Here is a 24,152-nt window from a genome sequence, read left to right on the forward strand (position 1 = left end):
TCATCAGGCACAATAGGAAAATCCATGGTCGCGCGCCTCGCAATCCTGCTCTACGCCATCGTGAGCTATGGCATCTTCACCGCGTCATTCCTCTATGCGCTCGGCTTCGTCGGCAATTATGTCGTCCCCAAGTCGATCGATGGGCCGATCGACGTCGGTGCCGCCACCAATCCAGGCGAGGCCATCGTCGTCAACCTGCTGCTGATGAGCCTGTTCGCAGTCCAGCACAGCGTCATGGCCCGCGCATCCTTCAAACGACGGTTGACCCAATTCCTCCCGGCCGCCTGCGAGCGCAGCACCTATGTGCTGCTCTCCAGCCTGATCCTCCTGCTGCTGTTCTGGCAGTGGCGGCCGATCCCGGCTCCGGTCTGGCAAGTCCACGGCATTGCGGCCTGGCTGCTGATCGGCGTCCACTGGCTTGGCTGGCTGATCGCGTTTGCCTCGACCCACATGATCGATCATTTCGACCTGTTCGGCCTGCGCCAGGCTTTCGTCGCGCTCCGCGGTACCGAAATATCGGGTCAATCCTTCAAGACCCCGCTGCTCTACAAGATCGTGCGCCATCCGCTCATGCTGGGCTTCCTGCTCGCGTTCTGGGCCACGCCCGAGATGACCGCCGGCCATCTGCTGTTCGCCATCGCCAACACGGCCTACATCCTGGTCGCGCTGCAGTTCGAGGAGCGGGATCTGATCGCCGCGTTCGGCGCGACCTACCTGGAGTATCGCCGGCGCGTTCCCATGCTGGTGCCACGCCTGTTCGGTCGCCGCCGCAGCGAAGAGCGCCCATTGCCGCGGCCTGCCGGAGCGCCGCAATGAACGTCGTGCCATGCCGCACGCCCGCTGCCGCCCGAACGCCTGAGCCGGAGGCCGCGGACGCCGCTGCGTTCGCCGACACCCTCGATGGTCTCGACGCCGGCCTCTATCTCGTCGATGCGGACGGACGTCTCATTCACGCCAATGCCGCCGGGCGGGCCATGCTGGATGCGTACAACGTCCTGCTGGAGATCCGCGGGCAACTGATGGCCTGCGATCCCATGGTCACGCATCGGTTGCGGCAGGCCTTCGCGGCGAGCGGCCGCGGCGATGCGGCCGCGGGCGCCCGCGAAAGCGCTATCCCGATGGTCGGCTTGGACGGCGCGCGCCACATCGCCCACGTCTTGCCGCTGACGTCAGGCCCACGCCGGCGTGCGGGGGCCGCCTACCGCGCCGTCGCCGCATTGTTCGTCCGCAAGGTCGCGCTGACGATACCGCCTCGCTCGGATGCGCTGCGCGACGCGTTCAGATTGACGCCGACCGAGCTGCGCGTGCTGCTCGCCATCGTCGAACTCGGCGGCATTCCCGAAGTCGCCGCGGCACTCGGCGTGGCCGCGACGACGGTCCGGACGCATGTCCGCCGCCTGTTCGAAAAGACCGGCACCGCGCGGCAGGCCGATTTCGTCAAGCTCGTCGCGGGATATGCGACGCCGCTGCGCGACATGGGAGAGTCATGATGAAAGCGGTTCTCTGCAGGTCGTTCACGGGACCTGGTGATTTGCGCCTCGGCGAGATCGACGAGCCGAAGCCGGCGGCCGACGAGATTCTCATCGACGTCCATGCAGCGTCCGTGAGCTTCATGGACCAGTTGCTGGTCTCGGGCCTCTACCAGATGCGGCCGCCGACGCCGTTCGTGCCCGGCACGGAAGCGTCCGGAATCGTCGTCGCAATCGGCGACAAGGTCACGGCCTTCCGGCCCGGCGATCGCGTCGCCTGCAGCAGCTGGACCGGCGGCTACGCCGAACGGATGACAGCCAAGGCATCGAAGAGCGTGCTTCTGCCGGACGGCGTCGCGTTCGAATCCGCGGCGACGGTGCTGCACAATTACGGCACGGCCTATTATGCGCTGGTCGAGCGGGCTCGGGCCAAACACGGCGAAACGCTGCTCGTCACCGGCGCTTCCGGCGGGGTCGGCCTTGCCGCCGTCGACCTCGGCCGCCATCTGGGCCTGCGCGTCATTGCCGGTGTCGGCTCCGACGACAAGGCGGCCCTGGTCCGCCGCTACGGCGCCGGCGACATCGTCAACTACCGCAGCGAGGATCTGCGCGACCGGATCAAGTCGATCACATCCGGAGACGGCATCGATATCGGCTTCGACAATATCGGCGGCGCTATTTTCGAGCAGATCGCCCGGCTGATGACATGGGGCGGACGGCTGATGCCGATCGGCTTCACCAGCGGCGAGGTTCCCTCGATCCCGATGAACCTGCCGCTCCTGAAGAATTATTCCATCATCGGCGTCTTCGTCGGCGCCTGGGCGGAAAAATACTCCACAGAGGCCGCGCGCATGAACGATGCGCTGGTGCAGTTGCTGGCTGAAGGAAAAATCCGCCCGCATATCGATCGCATCCTCCCTTTGGAGGAGGCCACCGAAGCCATGCAAGCCGTCGCCAATCGCACGGTTCAGGGAAGAATTGTCCTGAGGATCAGATAGATTGCGTGGAGAACGGCAACAAAGGACCGCAAGAGTTGACCGAGATCATCATCGACAAGCGCTTTTGCGGCCCTCCGAATTCCGGCAACGGCGGCTATGTCTGCGGCCAGCTCGCCCGGCACATTCCCGGGGCTGCGGAGGTGACGCTGCGCGCACCGCCTCCTCTGGACAAGCGGCTTGCTGCGATCGCGACGGACGCCGGCACATGGGAGCTTCGCGACGGCGCCATCGTCGTCGCTACCGGGCGCACGACGAGCGTCGAGCTGCCCCAGATCGAGACAGCCAGCTTCGAGGAAGCCTGCGCCGCCGAACTATTGACGCCGGTCAAGCCGCACGAACATCCGCTGCCGACCTGTTTCGTGTGCGGCCCCGCGCGGGCCAAAGGCGACGGCCTGCGCATCTTTGCCGGACCGCTCGGGCGCCATGCGCGAAACGCCGTTCTTGCGGCGAGCTGGACGCCGGATCCGAATCTCGCTGCGGAGGATGGCCTGGTCGCGCCTGAATTCCTCTGGTCGGCGCTCGATTGCCCCACCGGCTTTGCCTGCAATTGCAATCCGCAGGGCGGCACCTACGACACGACGCCGCTCCTGCTGGGACGGATGGCGGCACGGATCGATGCACGGCCACACCCCGGCGACCGCTGCATCATCACGGCCTGGCCCATCGGCCGCGACGGCCGCAAGCGCACCGCCGAGGCTGCGCTGCATGATGAAGCCGGGACGTTGCTGGCCGTGGCGCGGACGACATGGATCGCGGTCGACCGCGAGGTGCAGATCGGGCGTCCTTCGTAGGGCGAGCCTCCATCGAATTTACCTTCCGTCAAGCACGGCTTGCGATCGGGCGAGGCCTGTAAAGACGGCTTTAGCACCACTTCGTCTTTGGTCATCCGCAAGACGAGGGGATGCTCCGGGATGTTGTCCAACGGCGGACGATACAGCTTGCCGCGCTGGCGCGCGATGCGTTGGTTGACCGATGTCGGCCCCGACGTGCCGGGCGACATTCGCGCAGCCCTCATCTCCCAACTCTTCGGTGCGGTCCCGATCTTCGCGGGCGGCGCCATCAATTCCGTCGCGATCGCGGCTATCATCGCTTATCGCCTGCAGACCGGGTTGCTTGTCGCCTGGTTCGTACTCGAACTGATGATTTGCCTTGCTCGCCTTGCGGTTCTGGTCGCGGCGCATCGCGCGATCCGGCTGCACCGGCCTACCCCGACCGATCTTCATCTCTTGCTCTCGATGGCCTGGAGTCTCAGCCTCGGATTGGGCGCTATCGCGAGCATCGGCAGCGGCGACTGGCTGGTCGCGATGCTCGCTTCGATGTCCACAGCGGCCATGATCGGCGGCATCTGCTTCCGCAATTTCGGCGCGCCGCGATTTGCCGGGGTGATGATGCTGATCAGCCTCGGCCCCGTCGCCGTGTACATCGCTCTTCTTGGCGAGCCGATGCTCTACATCATGATCTATCAGATCCCGATGTATCTCGCGGCCATGGCGGGCGCGGCCTTCCGGCTCAACAGGATGCTGATCACGACCATGCGGGCCGAGCGCGAGAACAGCCATCGCGCGCAGCATGACGCGCTCACGGGTCTGCTGAACCGCGCAGGATTCATCGACGCGCTGGAGGCGAAGATCGCGGCATCCAGTCGCGAGGACCGCCCTGTTGCCCTGTTCTTCGTGGATCTCGACGCTTTCAAGCCGATCAACGACACGTTCGGGCATGGAGCCGGCGATCGGGTGCTCAAGGGAGCCGCCGAGCGACTGCGCAAGGCAGTGCCGGAGAGCGCGGCAATCGCGCGGATGGGCGGCGACGAATTTGTCGCGCTCGTTGACAACGTCACAGCCGAGCAGGCGCTGGCGATGGGACAACGCATCGTCGGCGAGATTGGGGCGCCCTATCAGCTCGATAGCGAGACCCACGCCAGTATCGGTGCGAGCGTGGGCATTGCGCTGTCACCGGATCACGGCTCCCAGGTGGCCGAGCTGCTTGCGGTCGCGGATGGAGCCCTCTACGAGGCGAAATCCAGCGGCAAGTCTCGCTGCTGCCTGGCTTCGATCGATCTGAACCTGACCGCGCTGCGCCGGCTTCAGCATAGCAGCAAGCGCGGCACGAACGAGACCGGCGTCGCTGCGTGAGCCGTTCGTTCTCGGCCGGCTAGCTATCCTGCGAGACCAACGTCTTGGAAAAACCAGCCGCCAGATGATCGATCAGCGCGCGAACCGCCCGCGGCAGGCCTCGTCGTGTCGTGAAGACGAGATGCACCATGCCGCGCTGGCCGCGCCAGTCCGAAAGCACATGGACCAGCTTGCCTTGCCCAAGCGCCTCCCGGCAAAGGTGATCTGGCAGCAGCGCAATACCGATGCCCGCGACCGCCGCATCACGCACCGCGCTGAAGTCACCGCTCCCCATGCGCGGTTCGTGTTTGACGATGCGCGCGCGCCCGTCATCCGTTTCAAGATGCCATTCGACCAGATTGTCCTCATCTGAGGTCGCCAGCGTCGGAAGCGCGCTCAAATCATCCAGCGTTCGCAACCGGCTTGCCAATTGCGGGCTCGCAACGAGGATGCGCGTGGACGTCCCCAGCGAGCGCATGGTGAGCGCAGCATCGCCCACGAGCACGGATCGAACGCGCAGAGCCAAATCGATCCGCTCTTCAATCAGGTCGACCGGCCGGTCGATGGCGACGAGTTGCAGGCGAACCTTGGGATAGCGGATCAGAAAGCTCGACGTTAGCCCGAAGATTTCCGCGACCATGCCGGTCGGGCAGCTGAAGCGAATGCGGCCGTGGGGTTCGGCCTGCGCCTGCGTCACCAGCGCCTCCGCCTGTTCCGCTTCGGCCAGGATCGCGCGACAGCGCTCGTAGAAGGCCTGTCCCACCTCTGTAACTCGAAAGCGCCGGCTCGACCGCTCGATCAGGCGCAGGCCGAGGCGCTCCTCGAGCCCGGCAATGCGCCGGCTGAGCTTTGACTTGGGCTCGCGCAGGGCCCGTCCGGCGGCGGCGAAGCCGCCATGTCCCACCACCTCGGCAAAATAGGCAAAGTCGTTCAAATCGGTCTTCATCGTTCCTCATATGGAACGCTGTGTATCATATTCGCCAACTACCCGCATCATCGTTCTGAATACATCTACGAAGAGCAACGGCGCTTCTGCCAGGTGCTTCCAACGGAGACGGACGATGACTGACAGGTTCAACAACAAGGTCGTGGTGGTGACCGGCGGCACGAGCGGCATTGGGCTCGCAACCGCAAAGGCTTTTGCCGACGAGGGCGCTTCGGTGTTCATCACCGGCCGCCGCAAGGATGCGCTCGACGCGGCGGTGAAATCGATCGGCGGCCGCGTGACCGGCGTGCAAGGCGACATGGCTGTCCTCGCCGACATCGACCGGCTCTACGACGCCGTTCAGAACAAGCACCAGCACATCGACGCGATCTTCGCCAATGCAGGTGGCGGCGAATTCGCACCGCTCGGCGCGATCACGGAAGAGCACTACCAGCGCACGTTCGACACCAACGTGAAGGGCGTCCTCTTTACCGTGCAGAAGGCATTGCCGTTGCTCCGGGACGGCGCTTCCATCGTCCTGAACGCGTCGACCACCAGCATCTCGGGCACGCCGGCCTTCAGCGTCTATTCGGCAACGAAAGCCGCCGTACGCAATTTCGCGCGCAACTGGATCCTCGACCTGAAGGACCGGCGCATCCGCGTCAACGCGGTCAGCCCCGGCGTGACCGAAACGCCCGGCCTCAGCCATCTGTTCGGCGGCGGCGCGCAGGCGGAAGGCACCAAGACGTCTCTGGCCAGCCTCATTCCGGCGGGCCGCGTCGGCAAGCCCGAGGAGATCGCCAAGGCCGTTCTGTTCCTCGCCTCGGACGAGTCCAGCTTCGTCAACGGCGTAGAGCTCTTCGTCGACGGCGGACAGGCTCAGATCTGAAAGCGCAACCCGCATCGACCTCAGTACAACTCACGCAAATTGGAGAAGACCGATGACAAAGACCAATGAATCGGCGGATCGCATCCACGAGTTGCTCCGTCGCAACCTTCAGGAGGTTTTCGGCGAGGGCGACGCGAAGCGCCGCCGCGCCGCCATCGACGAGCTGTGGGCCGGGAACGGCGCCCTATACGCGCCGCCGGGCGTCATTGTCGGCCGCGACGCGATCGACAAGTTCGCCAGCGAGTTGCGGGCCACTCATCCCCACTTCGTCTACACGCCAATCGGCGAGCCGCAGGCGCTTCACAACGCTGGGCGGCTGGCCTGGGGATCGGGTCCGCGCGGCGAAGCACCTGATTACACCGGATGGGACGTCATCATCGTGGAGGACGGCAGGATCGCCGCGCTCTACGTATTCCTCGACCCGCCCGGCAAGTGAATGCTGAATCGCAACGGGTGCGTCGGGTGGATTAGCGAAGCGTAATCCACCACCTCTCTGTCCGCTCGGATAGCAAAGAGGTGGATTACGCCTTCGGCTAATCCACCCTACGAGACCTACGAAGCCTGCTCGATCATCGCCTGCAGCTTCACCAGTTCCGGCTCGATATCCCGCTCCACGTCCGCCGCCCGTATCTCGATCACCCGATAATCCCTCGCCTCGAGCCACGTCCGCCGGCCCGCCCGATCCGCGGCGATCGTCTCGCCCTCACCCGGGTTGACCAGCTCGATCGCGATCCGGTGCGGGAACGAGACGAAGTCCGGGATGTGGCGGCCGACCGGGGTCTGGCGCTGGAATTGACCGGCAAAACGGCGATCGCGCGTGAGCGCCTGCCAGAGCAGGCGCTCGGCATCGGTCGGGTTGCGGCGGAGCAGGCGGGCGAGGCCGCGCACGGTGGAGCCGCTGTCGGGCGTCCCGCTGCCGTGCTCGGCCAGCAGCGCGCGCAGCCGCGTGGCCTGCTCGCCGTCGAGCACGCCGCCCTTGGCCGGGCCCTTGCGCCCTTCCGCGATCGCCATCACCACCCCGTGCAGGGTGTGCATGTCCTGCTTGGTCGGCTCCATCCGGCTGAAGATGTTGCGCAGGTTGACCAGCATGGTGTCGCGCTTCTCGGCCGGGCGCAAGAATTCGACGCGGTCGAGCTCACGGATCAGGTTGTCGAAGAAGGCCTGCATCTGGTGCTGCGAGGCGCGCTCGGAGCGCTCCGGCATCGCGTGCGGCAACGCGCCGGAGGTCGCCCGCTTGAACCATTCATAGCCGACCAGCAGCACCGCCTGGGCGAGGTTCAGCGAGGCGAAGCCCGGATTGACCGGAAAGGTGATGATGCGGTTGGCGAGCCCGACCTCCTCGTTGGTCAGGCCCCAGCGCTCCCGTCCGAACAGGATGCCGGCCTTGCCCCCGGCCGCGACGTGCCCCGAAATTTCGGCGGCGGCGGCCTCGGGCCCCACCACCGGCTTGGCCTGGTCATGGGGACGTGCGGTGGTGGCGAACAGCAGGTCGAGGTCGGCGACCGCCTCTTCGACCGTGCCGAACAATTCGACCTTCTCCAGGATGTGGTCGGCGCCGGCCGCGGCGCGCTGCGCGGCGATGTTGGGCCAGCCGTCGCGGGGGTTGACGATGCGCAAGGCGCCAAGCGCAAAATTGCCCATGGCACGCGCGGCCATGCCGATGTTCTCGCCAAGCTGCGGCTCGACCAGGATCACGATGGGACCGGCGAGGGAAAGGCCCTCCTTGCTCTTGTCAGTCCCCGACATCTCGTTTCGCTTTCACACTGGTTCTCAAGGCCTTGCCAAGGCGCACTTCAGGAATGGATTGGAGGCCGGCCTTGGCCCGGACTCGGCCCGGGCTTTGGACCGGTCTTGGGAAGGTCTAGGGCCGGCTCCGCCCGCTCGCCTGTCGTTTGCCTGTCCTGACGAAATTCTCAAGGGAAATAACGGGTTGGATTCGACTTTTGAATCTCGCCTGAAACCTCAAGCTCGCCCCGCGGCCGGGCCGCTCCCCGCCCCCATCTGCGGAAGCTGGATGAGCTAAAAGTGCATAATCCCTTGGCTTTCGCCCGCCGCGCGGCGGTGCTAAGAGGCGGCGGATATTCACGTGGCGCGCCGCAAGCGCCGTTCCCAAGAGGGCTTCCCCGATCATGGCAAAAATCAAGGTATCCAATCCCGTCGTCGAACTCGATGGCGACGAGATGACCCGGATCATCTGGCAGTACATCAAGGACAAGCTGATCAACCCGTTCCTTGACGTCGAACTGCTCTATTTCGACCTGGGCATGGAGTACCGCGACCAGACCAACGATCAGGTCACCATCGACGCCGCCGAAGCGATCAAGAAGGTCGGCGTCGGCGTCAAGTGCGCCACCATCACTCCGGACGAGGCCCGGGTGAAGGAGTTCAACCTCAAGCAGATGTGGAAGTCGCCGAACGGCACCATCCGCAACATCCTCGGCGGCGTGATCTTCCGCGAGCCGATCATCTGCAAGAACGTGCCGCGCCTCGTTCCAGGCTGGACCAAGCCGATCATCATCGGCCGCCACGCCTATGGCGACCAGTACCGCGCCACCGATTTCAAGTTCCCGGGCAAGGGCACCCTGTCGATGAAGTTCGTCGGCGAGGACGGCACCGTGATCGAGAAGGAAGTGTTCAAGGCCCCGGGCGCCGGCGTCGCCATGGAGATGTACAATCTCGACGATTCCATCATCGACTTCGCCCGCGCCTCGCTGAACTACGGCCTGCTGCGCAACTATCCGGTCTACCTCTCGACCAAGAACACCATCCTCAAGGTCTATGACGGCCGCTTCAAGGACATCTTCCAGGACATCTACGACCGCGAGTTCAAGAAGGAATTCGAGGCCAAGGGCCTGACCTACGAGCACCGCCTGATCGACGACATGGTGGCCTCGGCGCTGAAATGGTCCGGCGGCTATGTCTGGGCCTGCAAGAACTACGACGGCGACGTGCAGTCCGACACGGTCGCGCAGGGCTACGGCTCGCTCGGCCTGATGACCTCGGTGCTGCTCACCCCCGACGGCAAGACGGTCGAAGCCGAAGCCGCTCACGGCACCGTGACCCGGCACTACCGCGAGCACCAGAAGGGCAAGGAGACCTCGACCAACTCGATCGCGTCGATCTTCGCCTGGACCCGCGGTCTCGCCCACCGCGCCAAGCTCGACAACAATGTCGAGCTCGCCAAGTTCGCCAACACGCTGGAGAAGGTCTGCGTCGACACCGTCGAGGAAGGCTACATGACCAAGGACCTCGCGCTCCTGGTCGGCGCCGACCAGCGCTGGCTCTCGACCACCGGCTTCCTCGACAAGGTCGCGGAAAACCTGGCAAAGGCGCTGGCGGCCTGACGGCCATCCGCAATTTCGCCCGACTGGGCCGGACATCATCACGGGCCGCGCAGCATGCGCGGCCCGTTTGCTTTTGTGACCCCCGCGCGGAGACCACCATGCCCTTCAAGCCAGCCGTCGCCTGCCTGCTGCTGCTCGCGGCCCTGATCAGACCGGCCGCCGCCGCGGACCCACTCCCTGACGCCATCGCAGCGCCGGGCGAATCCATCGTGCTCAGCGTCCATGCCGAAGGCGCGCAGGTCTATGAGTGCAAAGCCGGCACCGACGGCAAGCTCGCCTGGGCCTTCCGCGAGCCGATCGCGACGCTGCTGTCCGAGGGCAAGACCATCGGCCGGCATTATGCGGGCCCGAACTGGGAGCTGGCCGACGGCAGCGCCATCGTCGGCAAGGTGCTCGGCAACGCGCCCGGCGCCACCGCGGCCGACATCGCCTGGCTGAAGCTGGACGTCACCGCCCATCGCGGCAGCGGCGTCCTCACTCCCGTCACCACGGTCCAGCGCATCAACACCCATGGCGGCAAGCTCGAGGGGTCTTGCGAGAAAGCCGGCGAGTTCAGAAGCGCGCCCTATTCGGCCGAGTACGTCTTCCTGAAGAAGGGCTGAGGCCGATGCTCTTCATGGTGATCGAACGCTTCAGGGACCGTGACCCGATTCCGGTCTATCGCCGCGTGCGCGACGAGGGCGTCAAGTTTCCGGACGGCCTTAGATATCACGGCAGCTGGATCGAGCCGAATTTCGACCGCTGCTTCCAGCTGATGGAATGCGACGATGCCCGCCTGCTGCAGGAATGGGTTTTGAACTGCCAGGGCAATGGCATGACCTTCGAGATCGTGCCTGTGGTGCCCAGCAAGGAGACGCGCGAGGTCGTCGCGCCCTTCCTCGACAAGGACTGACGGCTACTCGCCGCGGCGCCCGTCGTCCTGTTCGGCCTGTGCCAGCTCGGCCGGCGCAAGGTCGCCGGTGTCGGCGAGCCGCGCCTTGGCGGTGGTGTGGACGTGCTCGGCGAGCGTCGGCATGCGCGCGATCAGCGCGTGAAAATCATGGGCATCCAGCACCAGCAGCCGTGTCTTGCGCGTCGCCGTCACCGTGCCGCTGCGCTTGGTCTTGTGCAGCAGCGCGATCTCGCCGAAGAAGGTGCCGTCGGCCAGCTTCACTTGCTGGCTCGGCAGCGCGATCTCGACCTCGCCGGCGGTGATGAAATACATCGACGAGGCGGCATCGCCCCGGCGGACCAAAATCTCGCCCTGCTCGATGGTGCGGGCCCGGAGCAGCCGCATGATATCGGCGATCTCCGCGGCCGACAGATGCGAGAACAGCGGCACCCGCGCCAGCATGCCCCAGGTCACGACGAAATCGCGCCGCTTCACCTCTTCGGCAAAGGCCGTCGAGATGATCGCGACCGGCAGCGCGATCATGGCAAAACCTGCGATGATCGTGAAGACGGAGATGAATTTTCCGAGCCCCGTCACCGGCACGACGTCGCCATAGCCGACGGTGCCGAGCGTCACGATCGCCCACCACATCGCCTGCGGGATGGTGCCGAGCTTGTCCGGCTGCACGTCGCGCTCGATGGCGTAGAGCAGCGAGGCGAAGGTCAGCACCGCGCCGATCAGGATGACGATGCAGCCGATCAGCGCGCGCCGTTCGGCGTGCACGGCGGCCAGCAGCGAGCGCATCGCCGGCGAGTATCGTATCAGCTTGAAGAACGGCAGCACGCCCAGGGCCGCCAGCGTCGCGTGCCCGCCCGTGGCCAATACGATCGCGGCGGGCAGGAACGCCAGCAGATCGATGATGCCGAGCGTCGAGAAGGCATAGCCGAGCCGGTCGGCGAGTGCCGAGGCCTTGCGTTGGGTGTGCCCCGCCACCGTCCACATCCGCGCGGCATATTCCAGCGCGAACACGATCACGGACAGGATCGTGATCGCCGAGAACAGTGCGCCGAATTCCGAGTCGAGCTCCGGCACCGAGGCGAGGATCATCGCGGCGACGTCGAGCACGATGACGCCGATGATGAGCTGGATGAAGCGCGATCCCGCCGAATAGGCCAGCGGATCGTGCTCCAGCAATTCGTAGAGGCGATCCCTTAAGTTGGGATCGCGAAGCCCACGCCCTCGCGGAACGAGGCCCACGAGCCTTACGCGCCCGTCATCGCTTTTTCGATCGCCGCGAGCGCCTCGGGCGCCTTGGCACCATCGGGACCGCCGGCCTGCGCCATGTCCGGCCGGCCGCCGCCGCCCTTGCCGCCGAGCGCCTCGGAGGCGACGCGCACGAGGTTCACGGCATTGAAGCGCGAGGTGAGATCGGCGGTGACGCCCACCACGATTCCAGCCTTGCCGTCCTCGGTAACGCCGACGATGGCGATCACGCCGGAGCCGATCTGCTTCTTGGCCTCGTCGGCAAGGCTCTTGAGATCCTTCATCTCCACGCCCTCGACCGCACGCGCCATCAGCTTGACGTCGCCGACCTCGCGCACACCGGAAGCTGCACTATTGCCGGCAGATGCACCGCCGCCCATCGCGAGCTTCTTGCGAGCGTCGGAGAGTTCGCGCTCGAGCTTCTTGCGCTCGTCCATCAGCGCTGCGATGCGCGCCGGGACGTCGTCGATCGAGGTGCGCAGCTCGTTGGCTGCCGTCTTCGCCAGCGCCATGGTGTCGTTGGCGTGCCTGCGCGCGTAATTGCCCGTCAACGCCTCGATGCGGCGCACGCCGGAGGCCACCGCGCTCTCGCCGGTCAGCGTGATCAGGCCGATGTCGCCGGTGCGCTTCACATGCGTGCCGCCGCAGAGCTCGACCGACCAGCCGAGCGCGTTGGCGCCGCGCTCACGCGCGGTCCGGCCCATCGAGACGACGCGGACCTCGTCGCCGTATTTCTCGCCGAACAGGGCGCGCGCGCCCGCTTCACGCGCTTCATCGACGCCCATGACGCGCGTCGTGACCTCGTCGTTCTCCAGCACCACGTCGTTGGCGATGTCCTCGACGCGGGCGAGCTCTTCCGCCGTGATGGGCTTGGGATGCACGAAGTCGAAGCGCAAACGATCCGGCGCGACCATCGAGCCGCGCTGGGCGATGTGATCGCCGAGCACCTGGCGCAGCGCCTCGTGAATGAGATGCGTCGCCGAGTGATGCGCGCGGATCGACGAGCGCCTGCCGTGATCGACCTCGAGCTGCAGCGCGGTGCCGAGCTTGAGCTCGCCGCTCTCCACGATGCCGACATGGACAAAGAGATCGCCGAGCTTCTTCTGCGTATCGGTGACGCGGAACTTGATGCCGCCCTCGCCCGTCAGCACGCCGGTGTCGCCGACCTGGCCGCCGGACTCCGCGTAGAACGGCGTCTGGTTCAGCAGCAGCGCGCCGGTGTCGCCGGTCTTGAGGTGGGCGACTTCCTGGCCGTCCTTGACCAGTGCGGAGACCACGCCTTCGGCGCTCTCGGTCTCGTAGCCCAGGAATTCAGTGGCCCCGAGCTTCTCGCGCAGCGGGAACCAGATCGCCTCGGAAGCTGCTTCGCCCGAGCCCTTCCAGGACTCGCGCGCCTTGGCCTTCTGGCGCTCCATCGCGTCGGTGAACGAGGCCTGATCGACACCGATGCCGCGCGATTTCAGCGCGTCCTGCGTCAGGTCCAGCGGGAAGCCGTAGGTGTCGTACAGCGTGAAGGCAACGTCGCCGTCGAACATGTCGCCCTTCTTCAAGGACGCGCTCTTCTCGTCGAGGATGGCAAGGCCGCGGGTCAACGTCTTGCGGAATCGGGTCTCTTCCAGCCGAAGGGTTTCCTCGATCAAATTCTCCGCGCGCATCAGCTCGGGATAGGCCTGGCCCATCTCGCGCACCAGCGCCCAGACCAGCCGATGCATCAGCGGCTCCTTCGCGCCCAGCAGCTGCGCATGGCGCATCGCGCGGCGCATGATCCGGCGCAGCACATAGCCGCGGCCCTCGTTCGAGGGCAGCACGCCGTCGGAGACCAGGAAGGCCGAGGAGCGCAAATGGTCGGCGATGACGCGGAACGAGGCCATCGTCTGCTCGTTCGGCCCACCGCCGAGCGCGGACGACGTCGCGTCGATCAAATGGCGGAACAGGTCGGTCTCGAACACGCTGTCGACGCCCTGCATGATGCTGGCCATGCGCTCGAGGCCCATGCCCGTGTCGATCGAGGGACGCGGCAGCGCCACGCGCTCCTCCTTCGTCACCTGCTCGTATTGCATGAACACGAGATTCCAGAACTCGAGGAAGCGGTCGCCGTCCTCTTCCGGCGAGCCCGGCGGTCCACCCCAGATGTGATCGCCGCGGTCGATGAAGATCTCCGAGCACGGCCCGCACGGACCGGTGTCGCCCATCGCCCAGAAATTGTCCGAGGTCGGGATGCGGATGATGCGGTCGTCGGAGAAGCCCGCGATCTTCTTCCAGAGATCAGCCGCCTCGTCGTCGGTGTGGTAGACGGTGACGAGCAGCTTGTCCTTCTTCAGTCCGTACTCTTTGGTGATGAGTTTCCAGGCCAGCTCGATCGCGCGCTCCTTGAAATAGTCGCCGAACGAGAAGTTGCCGAGCATCTCGAAGAAGGTGAGATGGCGCGCGGTGTAGCCGACATTGTCGAGGTCGTTGTGCTTGCCGCCGGCGCGCACGCATTTCTGCGAGGTGGTGGCGCGCTGATAGGGCCGCTTCTCGACGCCGGTGAAGACATTCTTGAACTGCACCATGCCGGCATTGGTGAACATCAGTGTCGGATCGTTGCGCGGCACCAATGGCGAGGACGACACGATCTCGTGGCCGTTCTCGGCAAAGAAGTTCAGAAAGGTCGACCTGATCTCGTTGACGCCGCTCATGTTCATCCAATCGGGTGTGCTGGAGCATGATCCGGAAAAGTGTGAAGCGGTTTTCCGAAAAGATCATGCTCAAACAAAGAGCTAAAGCGCGATGACTCTCATCGCGCTTTAGAACCCGCTGACTTGCCATCCAAACCGCGAGTTTGGACTGATATCTGCGGGCCAGAGCGCTTTTAGACAAGGCCAGCTTCGCTGTCCAGAAACTGTGCAGCCGGATCAGTGGGTTGCCGCATCAGCGCAATCCCGTTGCAATCCCTTTGGAAAGCCGCAAAGCCTGCGTTGACAGGCTTGGCTGCCCTGTGGTCTGTACCCATCTGTATCGTACGGCCACGTCGGGAGAGACCGGCATGGGTGCCGGCGCCGAAGGAGCAACCGCCCCGGAAACTCTCAGGCAAAAGGACCGCGTGGCTTTGACGACATCTGGAAAGAGGCACTGGCGGGTTTCAAGACCCGGGCAGCGTCCGCCGACGGGATAATACTCTCAGGCACAGCGACAGATGGGGCTTCGATGGGTGTCCACCGGGGAATCGTCCTCGGGGAACCGCCGAGGGCCCCGTGATGCTTGCGCGCGACGATCAAGACTCCCTGAAACGTACCCCCTTTACGACCTTCACGTATCACTCGGCGGCAAGATGGTGCCGTTCGCGGGCTATGACATGCCGGTGCAGTACCCCGCGGGCGTGCTGAAAGAGCACCTGCATACCCGCTCTTCCGCCGGCCTGTTCGACGTCTCCCACATGGGCCAGCTCGCGCTCCGGCCGAAGTCCGGGAGGATCGAGGACGCCGCCCGCGCGCTGGAGCGGCTGGTGCCGCAGGATATCGTCGCGATTGCGCCGGGACGGCAGCGCTACGCCCAGTTCACCAATGCGGATGGCGGCATCCTCGACGATCTCATGGTCGCCAATTTCGGTGATCACCTGTTCCTGGTCGTCAACGCCGCCTGCAAGGACGCGGACGAAGCGCATCTGCGCGCGAATCTTTCCGGCGACTGCGTCATCGAGCCGCTCGCTGACCGCGCGCTGGTCGCGTTGCAGGGCCCGAAGGCGGAATCGGTGCTGGCGAAATTATGTGCAGAGGCGCCGTCCATGAAGTTCATGGACGCCGGCCCGCACGAGGTCGCCGGCCTCGACTGTTTCGTTTCACGCTCCGGCTACACCGGCGAGGACGGATTCGAGATTTCAGTCCCCGCCGCCGATGCCGAGCGCCTGGCCAAAATGCTGCTCGACAATCCCGACGTCATGCCGATCGGCCTGGGTGCCCGCGACAGCCTGCGGCTCGAAGCCGGGCTTTGCCTCTACGGCCACGACATCGACACTGGGTCCACGCCGGTCGAAGCCGCGCTGGAATGGTCGGTGCAGAAGAGCCGACGCAGCGGCGGCGCGCGCGCCGGCGGCTTTCCCGGCGCGGACAAGATCCTCGCCCATTTCGACAACGGCGCCTCCCGTCGCCGTGTCGGCCTGCTGGCCCAGGGCCGCGCGCCGGTGCGCGAAGGCGCGCTGCTGTTCGCGGCCAGTGCAGGCGGCGAGCCGATCGGAAAAGTGACATCAGGCGGCTTCGGCCCGAGCCTGAATGCGCCGGTCGCGATGGGCTACGTGCCCTCCGCATCGAGCGCGCTCGGCACGCAAATCTTCGCCGAGGTACGCGGCCAGCGCCTGCCGCTCACCGTCGCCGCCATGCCCTTCGTGAAAAACACCTACAAACGCTGAGGATCCGAGAATGACCACGACGCTGTACACCTCCGACCATGAATGGCTCGCCATCGACGGCGATGTCGCCACCGTCGGCATCACCGACTACGCGCAGTCGCAGCTCGGCGACGTCGTGTTCGTCGAACTGCCCAAGGTTGGCCGCGCTCTGAAGAAGGCGGAAGCCGCCGCCGTGGTGGAATCGGTCAAGGCCGCCTCCGACGTCTACGCGCCTGTGACCGGCGAGGTGCTCGAAGTGAACGATGCCCTCACCGCCGAGCCCGCGCTGGTCAATTCCGATGCGCAAAGCAAGGCCTGGTTCTTCAAGATCAGGATTGCCGACAAGGGCGAGCTCGGCGGCCTCATGGATGAAGCGGCGTACAAGGCCCATACGGCGTGAGATGAAGCGAACTCTGACCTCATGTTCGGTGTCATCGTCCGCCTTGTGCGCACGGCGCACTGGGGCGGACGATCCAGTACGCCGCGGCTTTTCGGTTCAAGCCGTGACGCCTGCGTGTACTGGATGCCCCGCCTTCGCGGGGCATGACGGCGACAAGAACTCCTAAAGCGAGGACCCATGATGACCGCGCACCGCAAATCCAACGGCGACACCGCCACCTCCTTCGTCCGCCGCCACATCGGCCCGTCCGCGCGCGACGTCACCGCGATGCTGGAAACCGTCGGCGCCAAGAGCGTCGACGCGCTGATGTCGGAGACGCTGCCCTCCTCGATCCGGCAGGCCGCCCCGCTCGACCTCGGCAAGCCGCTTAGCGAGACCGAGGCGATCGCGCATATGGGCGAGCTCGCGCGAGAGAACCAGGTCTTCACCTCGCTGATCGGCCAAGGCTATTCCGGCACGATCTTGCCCACGGTGATCCAGCGCAACATCCTGGAAAACCCGGCTTGGTACACGGCCTACACGCCCTACCAGCCCGAGATCAGCCAGGGCCGGCTGGAGGCGCTGCTCAACTTCCAGACCATGATCTGCGACCTCACCGGGCTCGACGTCGCCAATGCCTCGCTGCTGGACGAGGCGACCGCCGCCGCCGAAGCGATGGCGCTCGCCGAGCGGCACTCGCAGGTGAAAGCAAAAGCCTTCTTCGTCGACAAGGACGTGCATCCGCAGACGCTGGCGGTGATGCGCACCCGTGCCGAGCCGCTGGGCTGGACCCTGGTCGTCGGCGATCCCCTTGCCGATCTCGACAAGGCCGACGTGGTCGGCGCGCTGCTGCAACATCCTGGAAGCTCGGGCGCATTGCGCGACCTCCGCCCCGCGATCGCAGCGCTGAAGGCCAAGGGCGCACTCGCGATCGTGGCCGCCGATCTCTTGGCGCTGACGCTGATCGCCTCGCCCGGAGAGCTCGGCGCCGACATCGCCATCGGTTCGGCGCAGCGCTTCGGCGTGCCGATGGGTTACGGCGGACCGCACGCGGCCTACATGGCGGTGCGCGATGCGCTGAAGCGCTCGCTGCCCGGCCGCATCGTCGGCCTCTCCGTGGACTCCCGCGGCGCGCCCGCCTACCGCCTTGCGCTGCAGACCCGCGAGCAGCACATCCGCCGCGAGAAGGCGACCTCCAACATCTGCACGGCGCAGGTGCTGCTCGCCGTGATCGCCTCGATGTACGCCGTCTATCACGGCCCCGAGGGCCTGACGCAGATTGCGCGCAATGTGCATCGCCGCACCGCCGTGCTCGCCGCCGGCCTGCGCCAGCTCGGCTTTGCACCGCAGTCGGAAAGCTTCTTCGACACGCTTAGCGTGGATGCCGGCGCTGAGCGAGCCGAGATCGTCGCGCGCGCCGCCGCCGAGAAGATCAATCTTGGTGTCGGTGAGACCGCATTGCGCATCGCGCTCGACGAGACCACCACGCCCGCGACGGTCGAGGCGGTCTGGCGCGCCTTCGGCGGCACGCTTTCCTATGCCGAGATCGACGCGACCACACGCGAGGCGCTGCCGGAGGCGCTGAAGCGCACCACCGCTTTCCTCACCCATCCGGTGTTCCACGCGCATCGCTCGGAGACCGAGATGCTGCGCTACATGCGCAAGCTCAGCGACCGCGACCTCGCGCTCGACCGTGCGATGATCCCGCTCGGCTCCTGCACGATGAAGCTGAACGCGACCACCGAGATGATGCCGCTGACCTGGCCGGAATTTGCGACGCTGCACCCGTTCGTCCCGCGCGAGCAGGCACGCGGCTATCACGCGCTGTTCGCGCGGCTGGAAAAATGGCTGTGCGACATCACCGGCTATGACGCGATCTCGCTGCAGCCGAATTCCGGCGCGCAGGGCGAATATGCCGGGCTTCTGGCCATTCGCGGCTATCACGCCGCGCGCGGCGAGAGTCATCGCAAGATCTGCCTGATCCCCTCCTCCGCCCACGGCACCAACCCTGCCTCGGCCGCGATGGCCGGCATGGATGTGGTGGTGGTCGCCTGCGAAAAGAATGGCGACGTCGACGTCAATGATCTCCGCGCCAAGGCGGAAAAGCACGCGGCGAATCTTGCCGCGGTCATGATCACCTATCCCTCCACCCATGGCGTGTTCGAGGAGCACATCCGCGAGATCTGCGAGATCGTCCACGGCCATGGCGGCCAGGTGTATCTCGACGGCGCCAACCTCAACGCGCAGGTCGGGCTCAGCAGGCCCGGCGATTACGGCGCCGATGTCAGCCATCTCAACCTGCACAAGACCTTCTGCATCCCGCATGGCGGCGGCGGCCCCGGCATGGGCCCGATCGGCGTCAAGGCGCATCTGGCGCCCTTCCTGCCCGGCCATCCCGCGACGCAGGCGGACGCTCCGGTCGGCCCGGTCTCGGCCGCGCCGTTCGGCTCGGCGTCGATTCTGACCATCTCCTATATCTACATCCTGATGATGGGCGGCGACGGCCTGAAGCGCGCCACCGAGATCGCGATCCTCAACGCCAACTACATCGCAGCCCGCCTCGATCCGCACTTCCCGGTGCTCTACAAGAACGAGAAGGGCCGCGTCGCACATGAGTGCATCGTCGATCCCCGTCCGCTCAAGACGACGAGCGGCGTCACCGTCGACGACATCGCAAAACGCCTGATCGATTACGGCTTTCATGCCCCGACGATGAGCTTCCCGGTGCCGGGCACGCTGATGATCGAGCCGACCGAGATCGGAGTCGAAAGCGGAGCTGGATCGCTTCTGCGACGCCATGATCGCGATCCGCAAGGAGATCGCCGAGGTCGAAGCCGGCCGCTTCAAGATCGAAGCATCGCCGCTGCGTCACGCCCCGCACACCGTGCACGACATCGCCGATGACGACTGGACGCGCGCCTACTCCCGCACTGAGGGCTGCTTCCCCGCGGGCACCTCGCGCACCGACAAATACTGGTGCCCCGTGGGCCGCGTCGACAACGTCTATGGCGACCGCAATCTGGTGTGTTCGTGCCCGCCGGTGAGCGATTACGCGGAAGCCGCGGAGTAGGCTTCGTAGGGTGGGTTAGGCGAAGCCGTAACCCACCATTTCTACATCCGCGGAAATCAACAGTGGTGGATTACGCCTTCGGCTAATCCACCCTACCATTCCGACTCAAGGTGCAACCAGGGATCGGCTCTCGCAATCCCATCGCCAGAGCTTTTCGTTGGTGAGTTCAGTCCCGCCCCACCAGCGATAGATCCGGTTGTGGCGCCACATGTCGTCCTCGCGCGCAAAAATTGAACGCCCGAGTTCGGTCAGCGTGACCTTCCACTCGCTCCTGCCGAAGTAGCGGTCCTCATTGTCGAACGCCGGATCGCCCAGCAGGACCGCCGGCGCCGGATGTGCACCCAGTTCGAGCAAGGCATCGCCCGCGTCGTTTTCGTCGAACACATCGCGCATCCACCTCGCCTCGGCGACGCGCTTTGGGTCGATGTGCCCATCGTTCACAAAGTCCAGAATGTCCATTTCGCTGGCACCGAGTCCCGTCACGCTGTCCGGAAGTTCTTCAAGCAACGCAATGAGCGCCGATCGAAGTCGCGGCAGGATCATCAGATTCGTCATCAGGAGATTGAAACATGATTCCGGCGTTTCAGCCCGGTAGGCTTGCCAGGCGCGGCTTGCCATCGCGAAATGATTGTCGGTCACCCTGAAGGCCGGCAGCTTCCATTTTGCGACAGACTCCGGCGCATAGTTCGCAACCTGATCGTCTGTGTGCACCAGGCTCAGCTTCGTCGTGATCTCCTTGTAGGGACGAAGCAGGTCCAGCAGCCAGACCAGCACAAGCTGGTCATTTGGCCGAGGATCGACCCATATTTCAATTGAGTCGAACTTCGCACACAGCTCGAAGAAGCCGACATCGCGCGTGCCGAAACCGCTGAGCTTGTCGGGACAGGCGTGATCGAGCCAATGATCGCCGGGATTACGATGATTCGCCGATCGACGCTCCAGCCCCATCAAAAGCTGATTCTCGGAAGGCAATTTCGCCCAGACGAAGCGCGGACAGAGTGCGAGCACGACATTCGCGAGGCGCGTCTGGCTAAGCGTGTTTTCCGCGCGATCGTTCGTCGTCAGGATCAAATGGGACACGATTGCCTCTCAAAATCGATGCGCAATACAGGAACGCCTTGAGCGACGACGCAGACATCATCCGGGCGCAACAACGGCGTGGGTCTCGCTGTCCCACCGCCACAGCCGCTCGTTGGTCAGGTGGGTGCCGCCCCACCAGCGGTCGATTGGGTTGTGACGTCGGAAATCCTGGTCGCCTCCCAGCACCGCCTTGCCGAACTCGGTGAGCGATAATTGCGACCGCTTGTACCGATCGAAACGGACGGGATCGTTGTGCATCTCCAGGGAAAACGGACCTTCATCGAGTCCCGAGACTGCCGGCCGCCCGCACCGGGCGAGCCCATCGAGCAATGCGCCAACTTCCCAATATCCGTAGACAGGAAGCACGTGGCGGTTAGCACGGTTTAAGACATCGAGAGGCAGCACGCCGCCTCTCTGGATGAGCTTCAGAATCCTACATTCCGTGGCGCTTAGGCCCGAGGCGCAATTCGGAAGCTCTTCGAGAAGTGCCGTTACACAAGGACCGAGTTGCGGAAGTAAAACCGGATTGTTCTTGAAGAGATTGTGCCAGCTCTCGGGCGTGGGAGCACGGTAGGCCTGCCAAGCAAGGCTGGCCAATTTGAAGTCATGAGGTTCGATCTCATTTACGAACGGGTACGGCCTGGCAAGCTCTTGTGGGTCGATGTCGCCGACGGCCGGGTGCAGCGGACGCAGGGTGAAATTCGAACTCGCGGTTGCGGTGCCACGGCGCCAATGATCGAGCAGCCAGAGCAGGATCAATTGGGCATTTGGCGCTGGTCCCCGCCAAAACTCGACCTTGTCGTATTCCCCCAGCAGCTCCATGAATCCTCGATCCTTTACCCCCGATTCCTCGAGAAGCCAGGACGGCGTATCGTCGAGCCAATGAAGCCCCTGCGGCTGAGTCGTACGCGGCGCAAAGAACGCCTCGCACTCCGCAGCGGACGGCAATCGACCCCACACGAGCCGACGCTCGATCGCGATCACGAGGTCGGCAAGGCCCGCTTGTTGGACGGCGCCGGCGATGGACGAGTCGGTCGTCACCATGAGCTTCGTCATTGCTCGGATCCATCAAGGCTTCGTCAGAGCAGCGCCGTAGCGCCACAGCCGGTCGTTGGTCAGATGCGTACCGCCCCACCAACGATCAATCGGATTGTAACGGCTGAAATCTTCCTGATGAGCCAGGACGGCCTTGCCGAACTCGGTCAGCGACAACCGGCTGCGGAGATACGCGGCGTGCCGATCCCTCAGGTTCTCTCGGTCGATTGTGCGCAGTTCATCGTCCAGCCCTGCCACCGCAGGCTTCGGACCATGCGCCAGCCCTTGAAGCAACCATCCCGACTCAAACTCACCAAATATCCGCGTGCCTCGGAGTGAGCGCAGGTGAAATAGCGCATTTGTGAGCGTGAACCCGCGCGCAATGAGCTCCAAGAACCGCAACTCAGTCGCACCAAGTCCTGTTAAAGGCGACGGAAGCTCTGCCAACAGATCGACCAGAGTCGGCCTCAACATCGGCAGAGCGCTAAGGTCTTTGTGGAGCAGATCAGCGGAGGCCTCCGGTGTCGGCGCGCAATAGGCCTGCCAAGCCATCCTGGCGGTTGCGAGCTCACGGGCCCCAACGTCCACGAGGGGAATATACGAGGTGGAAGTTCCGAGTCGTTCGATGCTCACGTCGAGAAAATCAGACGGTACCAAGCGCAATCGGAGCTTTTCCAGCAGCGCGGGGCATGACCCGAGATAGTCGAGCAGCCAAATCAACTGCAATTGGTCTTCGGGGCTCCGATCAAACCAAAGTTCAATCTCGTCATAGCGCTCGCAAAATTCGGCAAAGGGCCGTTCCCTGCGATTCTTGAAGGCGGGAGGCCAGACGATGCCCCAATCCGACCAGTGATCGCCTGTCTTGAGCGTCCCCGAACGCGCTCCGAAATAAGCTGCGAAATATTCCGGCGAAGGCAGCGCCCCCACACGAAACGGAAAGCGAAGAAGACTGCAATCTCGGCCAGCCCCGATTTGGCGAGATCACTTCCGAACGAACTGGTCAAGATCAGACGCTTCATCGCACCACCTGATCACTCCAACGCAAAACGAAACGGGCCCCGAAGACGTCGGCAACTCAACGTCCTCGGCGCCCGCTCCTCGCGAAAAACTCTTTCGCGCTATGGCTTACTCGTCTCCCGGCTCCTCGCCGTCGGCGTCACGCTCGGGCGTACCGGCCAAAATCTGCTCGGCGATCAGGCCGGAGTTCTGGCGGATCGCGGTCTCGATCTTGGCGGTGATATCAGGGTTGGCCTTCAAAAACGCTTTCGAGTTCTCGCGGCCCTGGCCGAGACGCTGGCTGTCGTAGGAGAACCAGGCGCCTGATTTCTCGACAATGCCGGCCTTGACGCCGAGATCGAGGATCTCGCCCATCTTGGAGACGCCCTCGCCGTACATGATGTCGAATTCGACCTGCTTGAAGGGCGGCGCCAGCTTGTTCTTCACCACCTTGACGCGGGTGGTGTTGCCGACGACCTCGTCGCGCTCCTTGATCGCGCCGATGCGGCGGATGTCGAGGCGGATCGAAGCGTAGAATTTCAGCGCGTTGCCGCCGGTCGTGGTTTCAGGCGAGCCGTACATCACACCGATCTTCATGCGGATCTGGTTGATGAAGATCACCATGGTGTTGGACTTGTTGATCGACGCCGTCAGCTTGCGCAGCGCCTGGCTCATCAATCGCGCCTGAAGTCCCGGCAGCGCGTCGCCCATCTCGCCCTCGAGTTCGGCCTTCGGCACCAGCGCCGCGACCGAATCGACCACCAGAACGTCTACCGCACCCGAGCGCACCAGCGTGTCGCAGATTTCCAGCGCCTGCTCGCCGGTGTCCGGCTGCGAGATCAGGAGCTCGTCGATATTGACCCCGAGCTTGCGCGCATAGACCGGGTCGAGCGCGTGCTCGGCGTCGATGAAGGCACAGATCCCGCCCTTCTTCTGCGCTTCCGCAACCGTATGCAGCGCCAGCGTGGTCTTGCCCGAGGATTCCGGCCCGTAGATTTCCACCACGCGCCCCTTCGGCAGGCCGCCGATCCCGAGCGCGATATCGAGCCCCAGCGACCCCGACGAGATCGCCTCGACATCCATCGAGCGGTCGTTCTTTCCGAGCTTCATCACCGAGCCCTTGCCGAACTGGCGCTCGATCTGGGAGAGCGCGGCGGCCAGGGCTTTAGTCTTGTCCATGGAGGATCCTTCGACGATACGCAGGGCAGTGGTGGACATGGGTCGTGCTCCTTATGGCGGGGATTCGCTAGGGGGACAAACGGCTGGCGCGGGGGTCGTCGACAAAAGCAATGTACCCTATTTGTTCCGAGTTCGCAATATGTTCTTTTGCGGATAACGGGGACCGGCCGAGGACACGCG

Annotated in this window: 20 protein-coding genes, 1 pseudogene and 1 riboswitch; of the genes and pseudogenes, 13 read left to right on the plus strand and 8 right to left on the minus strand. The window is 64.7% G+C overall.

The features are described from left to right. The first annotated feature begins 24 nt into the window (after positions 1 to 24). From mddA to ACQ86E_RS02270, 5 genes are read left to right on the plus strand one after another with little or no spacing between them, the layout of a single operon-like run. The gene (mddA, locus tag ACQ86E_RS02250) at positions 25 to 816 is read left to right on the plus strand and encodes a methanethiol S-methyltransferase (protein ID WP_431204006.1); all 792 of its coding nucleotides are present in this window, start codon (positions 25 to 27) and stop codon (positions 814 to 816) included. Further along, complete coding sequence (locus tag ACQ86E_RS02255) at positions 813 to 1,490, plus strand: helix-turn-helix transcriptional regulator (RefSeq protein WP_431204007.1); 678 nt, start codon at positions 813 to 815, stop codon at positions 1,488 to 1,490. The genes mddA and ACQ86E_RS02255 overlap by 4 nt, the downstream gene beginning before the upstream one ends. After that, positions 1,490 to 2,467 (plus strand): NADPH:quinone oxidoreductase family protein, encoded by a 978-nt coding sequence (locus ACQ86E_RS02260; RefSeq protein ID WP_431206377.1) that lies wholly within the window; start codon positions 1,490 to 1,492, stop codon positions 2,465 to 2,467. The genes ACQ86E_RS02255 and ACQ86E_RS02260 overlap by 1 nt, the downstream gene beginning before the upstream one ends. Positions 2,468 to 2,502: 35 nt before the next feature. Beyond that, complete coding sequence (locus tag ACQ86E_RS02265; RefSeq protein WP_431204008.1) at positions 2,503 to 3,258, plus strand: hypothetical protein; 756 nt, start codon at positions 2,503 to 2,505, stop codon at positions 3,256 to 3,258. A 39-nt stretch (positions 3,259 to 3,297) separates the two neighbouring features. After that, the gene (locus tag ACQ86E_RS02270) at positions 3,298 to 4,599 is read left to right on the plus strand and encodes a diguanylate cyclase (RefSeq protein WP_431204009.1); all 1,302 of its coding nucleotides are present in this window, start codon (positions 3,298 to 3,300) and stop codon (positions 4,597 to 4,599) included. A 19-nt stretch (positions 4,600 to 4,618) separates the two neighbouring features. On the opposite strand, the gene ACQ86E_RS02275 is transcribed toward ACQ86E_RS02270, so the two are convergent. Continuing rightward, positions 4,619 to 5,524: a LysR family transcriptional regulator gene (locus tag ACQ86E_RS02275; RefSeq protein WP_431204010.1), complete on the minus strand. Its 906-nt coding sequence runs from the start codon at positions 5,522 to 5,524 to the stop codon at positions 4,619 to 4,621. Positions 5,525 to 5,639: 115 nt separating this feature from the next. On the opposite strand from ACQ86E_RS02275, the gene ACQ86E_RS02280 reads away from it, so the two are divergent. Beyond that, entirely contained in the window at positions 5,640 to 6,392 is a 753-nt protein-coding gene (locus ACQ86E_RS02280) for an SDR family NAD(P)-dependent oxidoreductase (RefSeq protein WP_431204011.1), read from the plus strand. A gap of 52 nt (positions 6,393 to 6,444) precedes the next feature. Next, positions 6,445 to 6,828: a nuclear transport factor 2 family protein gene (locus tag ACQ86E_RS02285; protein ID WP_431204012.1), complete on the plus strand. Its 384-nt coding sequence runs from the start codon at positions 6,445 to 6,447 to the stop codon at positions 6,826 to 6,828. Positions 6,829 to 6,944: 116 nt separating this feature from the next. On the opposite strand, the gene ACQ86E_RS02290 is transcribed toward ACQ86E_RS02285, so the two are convergent. After that, on the minus strand, positions 6,945 to 8,138 hold the full coding sequence (locus ACQ86E_RS02290) for a TrmJ/YjtD family RNA methyltransferase (RefSeq protein ID WP_431204013.1): 1,194 nt from the start codon (positions 8,136 to 8,138) through the stop codon (positions 6,945 to 6,947). A 383-nt stretch (positions 8,139 to 8,521) separates the two neighbouring features. Between ACQ86E_RS02290 and ACQ86E_RS02295 the strand changes: the two genes are divergently transcribed. From ACQ86E_RS02295 to ACQ86E_RS02305, 3 genes are all read left to right on the plus strand, one after another. Then, the gene (locus ACQ86E_RS02295) at positions 8,522 to 9,736 is read left to right on the plus strand and encodes an NADP-dependent isocitrate dehydrogenase (protein WP_431204014.1); all 1,215 of its coding nucleotides are present in this window, start codon (positions 8,522 to 8,524) and stop codon (positions 9,734 to 9,736) included. Positions 9,737 to 9,834: 98 nt separating this feature from the next. Further along, positions 9,835 to 10,338 (plus strand): DUF3455 domain-containing protein, encoded by a 504-nt coding sequence (locus tag ACQ86E_RS02300; protein ID WP_431204015.1) that lies wholly within the window; start codon positions 9,835 to 9,837, stop codon positions 10,336 to 10,338. A gap of 5 nt (positions 10,339 to 10,343) precedes the next feature. Continuing rightward, on the plus strand, positions 10,344 to 10,628 hold the full coding sequence (locus ACQ86E_RS02305) for a DUF3303 domain-containing protein (RefSeq protein WP_431204016.1): 285 nt from the start codon (positions 10,344 to 10,346) through the stop codon (positions 10,626 to 10,628). Positions 10,629 to 10,631: 3 nt separating this feature from the next. Here the strand turns inward: ACQ86E_RS02305 and ACQ86E_RS02310 are convergent, their stop codons facing one another. After that, complete coding sequence (locus ACQ86E_RS02310) at positions 10,632 to 11,864, minus strand: cyclic nucleotide-gated ion channel (protein ID WP_431204017.1); 1,233 nt, start codon at positions 11,862 to 11,864, stop codon at positions 10,632 to 10,634. A 5-nt stretch (positions 11,865 to 11,869) separates the two neighbouring features. Beyond that, positions 11,870 to 14,548 (minus strand): alanine--tRNA ligase, encoded by a 2,679-nt coding sequence (gene alaS, locus ACQ86E_RS02315; protein WP_431204018.1) that lies wholly within the window; start codon positions 14,546 to 14,548, stop codon positions 11,870 to 11,872. 323 nt (positions 14,549 to 14,871) lie between these two features. Then, a riboswitch (glycine riboswitch) is annotated at positions 14,872 to 14,960 on the plus strand. Between the two features lie 220 nt (positions 14,961 to 15,180). On the opposite strand from alaS, the gene gcvT reads away from it, so the two are divergent. From gcvT to gcvP, 3 genes and pseudogenes are all read left to right on the plus strand, one after another. Beyond that, complete coding sequence (gcvT, locus tag ACQ86E_RS02320) at positions 15,181 to 16,254, plus strand: glycine cleavage system aminomethyltransferase GcvT (protein ID WP_431204019.1); 1,074 nt, start codon at positions 15,181 to 15,183, stop codon at positions 16,252 to 16,254. A gap of 10 nt (positions 16,255 to 16,264) precedes the next feature. Next, on the plus strand, positions 16,265 to 16,633 hold the full coding sequence (gene gcvH / locus ACQ86E_RS02325) for a glycine cleavage system protein GcvH (protein WP_015685032.1): 369 nt from the start codon (positions 16,265 to 16,267) through the stop codon (positions 16,631 to 16,633). A 180-nt stretch (positions 16,634 to 16,813) separates the two neighbouring features. Beyond that, positions 16,814 to 19,682, plus strand: a pseudogene (gene gcvP, locus ACQ86E_RS02330) (aminomethyl-transferring glycine dehydrogenase). Between the two features lie 105 nt (positions 19,683 to 19,787). On the opposite strand, the gene ACQ86E_RS02335 reads toward gcvP, so the two are convergent. The 4 genes from ACQ86E_RS02335 to recA form a co-directional block, all read right to left on the minus strand. Continuing rightward, entirely contained in the window at positions 19,788 to 20,762 is a 975-nt protein-coding gene (locus ACQ86E_RS02335) for a hypothetical protein (protein ID WP_431204020.1), read from the minus strand. A gap of 57 nt (positions 20,763 to 20,819) precedes the next feature. Beyond that, positions 20,820 to 21,818, minus strand: a complete 999-nt coding sequence (locus ACQ86E_RS02340) for a hypothetical protein (RefSeq protein WP_431204021.1) — start codon at positions 21,816 to 21,818, stop codon at positions 20,820 to 20,822. A gap of 12 nt (positions 21,819 to 21,830) precedes the next feature. Further along, complete coding sequence (locus tag ACQ86E_RS02345) at positions 21,831 to 22,724, minus strand: hypothetical protein (RefSeq protein ID WP_431204022.1); 894 nt, start codon at positions 22,722 to 22,724, stop codon at positions 21,831 to 21,833. 198 nt (positions 22,725 to 22,922) lie between these two features. After that, complete coding sequence (recA, locus tag ACQ86E_RS02350; protein ID WP_431204023.1) at positions 22,923 to 24,011, minus strand: recombinase RecA; 1,089 nt, start codon at positions 24,009 to 24,011, stop codon at positions 22,923 to 22,925. Positions 24,012 to 24,152: the final 141 nt, after the last annotated feature.

The sequence above is a fragment of the Bradyrhizobium betae genome, assembly GCF_050632175.1.
In the GTDB taxonomy this organism is placed as follows: domain Bacteria; phylum Pseudomonadota; class Alphaproteobacteria; order Rhizobiales; family Xanthobacteraceae; genus Bradyrhizobium; species Bradyrhizobium betae_B.

What these genes read in the sequence shown, in the direction of transcription:
- mddA (WP_431204006.1), top strand. Translation starts at nt 25, where the DNA reads ATGGTCGCGCGCCTCGCAATCCTGCTCTACGCCATCGTGAGCTATGGC.
- ACQ86E_RS02255 (WP_431204007.1), top strand. Translation starts at nt 813, where the DNA reads ATGAACGTCGTGCCATGCCGCACGCCCGCTGCCGCCCGAACGCCTGAG.
- ACQ86E_RS02260 (WP_431206377.1), top strand. Translation starts at nt 1,490, where the DNA reads ATGAAAGCGGTTCTCTGCAGGTCGTTCACGGGACCTGGTGATTTGCGC.
- ACQ86E_RS02275 (WP_431204010.1), bottom strand. Translation starts at nt 5,524, where the DNA reads ATGAAGACCGATTTGAACGACTTTGCCTATTTTGCCGAGGTGGTGGGA.
- ACQ86E_RS02280 (WP_431204011.1), top strand. Translation starts at nt 5,640, where the DNA reads ATGACTGACAGGTTCAACAACAAGGTCGTGGTGGTGACCGGCGGCACG.
- ACQ86E_RS02285 (WP_431204012.1), top strand. Translation starts at nt 6,445, where the DNA reads ATGACAAAGACCAATGAATCGGCGGATCGCATCCACGAGTTGCTCCGT.
- ACQ86E_RS02290 (WP_431204013.1), bottom strand. Translation starts at nt 8,138, where the DNA reads ATGTCGGGGACTGACAAGAGCAAGGAGGGCCTTTCCCTCGCCGGTCCC.
- ACQ86E_RS02295 (WP_431204014.1), top strand. Translation starts at nt 8,522, where the DNA reads ATGGCAAAAATCAAGGTATCCAATCCCGTCGTCGAACTCGATGGCGAC.
- ACQ86E_RS02300 (WP_431204015.1), top strand. Translation starts at nt 9,835, where the DNA reads ATGCCCTTCAAGCCAGCCGTCGCCTGCCTGCTGCTGCTCGCGGCCCTG.
- ACQ86E_RS02305 (WP_431204016.1), top strand. Translation starts at nt 10,344, where the DNA reads ATGCTCTTCATGGTGATCGAACGCTTCAGGGACCGTGACCCGATTCCG.
- alaS (WP_431204018.1), bottom strand. Translation starts at nt 14,548, where the DNA reads ATGAGCGGCGTCAACGAGATCAGGTCGACCTTTCTGAACTTCTTTGCC.
- gcvT (WP_431204019.1), top strand. Translation starts at nt 15,181, where the DNA reads ATGGTGCCGTTCGCGGGCTATGACATGCCGGTGCAGTACCCCGCGGGC.
- gcvH (WP_015685032.1), top strand. Translation starts at nt 16,265, where the DNA reads ATGACCACGACGCTGTACACCTCCGACCATGAATGGCTCGCCATCGAC.
- ACQ86E_RS02340 (WP_431204021.1), bottom strand. Translation starts at nt 21,818, where the DNA reads ATGACGAAGCTCATGGTGACGACCGACTCGTCCATCGCCGGCGCCGTC.
- recA (WP_431204023.1), bottom strand. Translation starts at nt 24,011, where the DNA reads ATGTCCACCACTGCCCTGCGTATCGTCGAAGGATCCTCCATGGACAAG.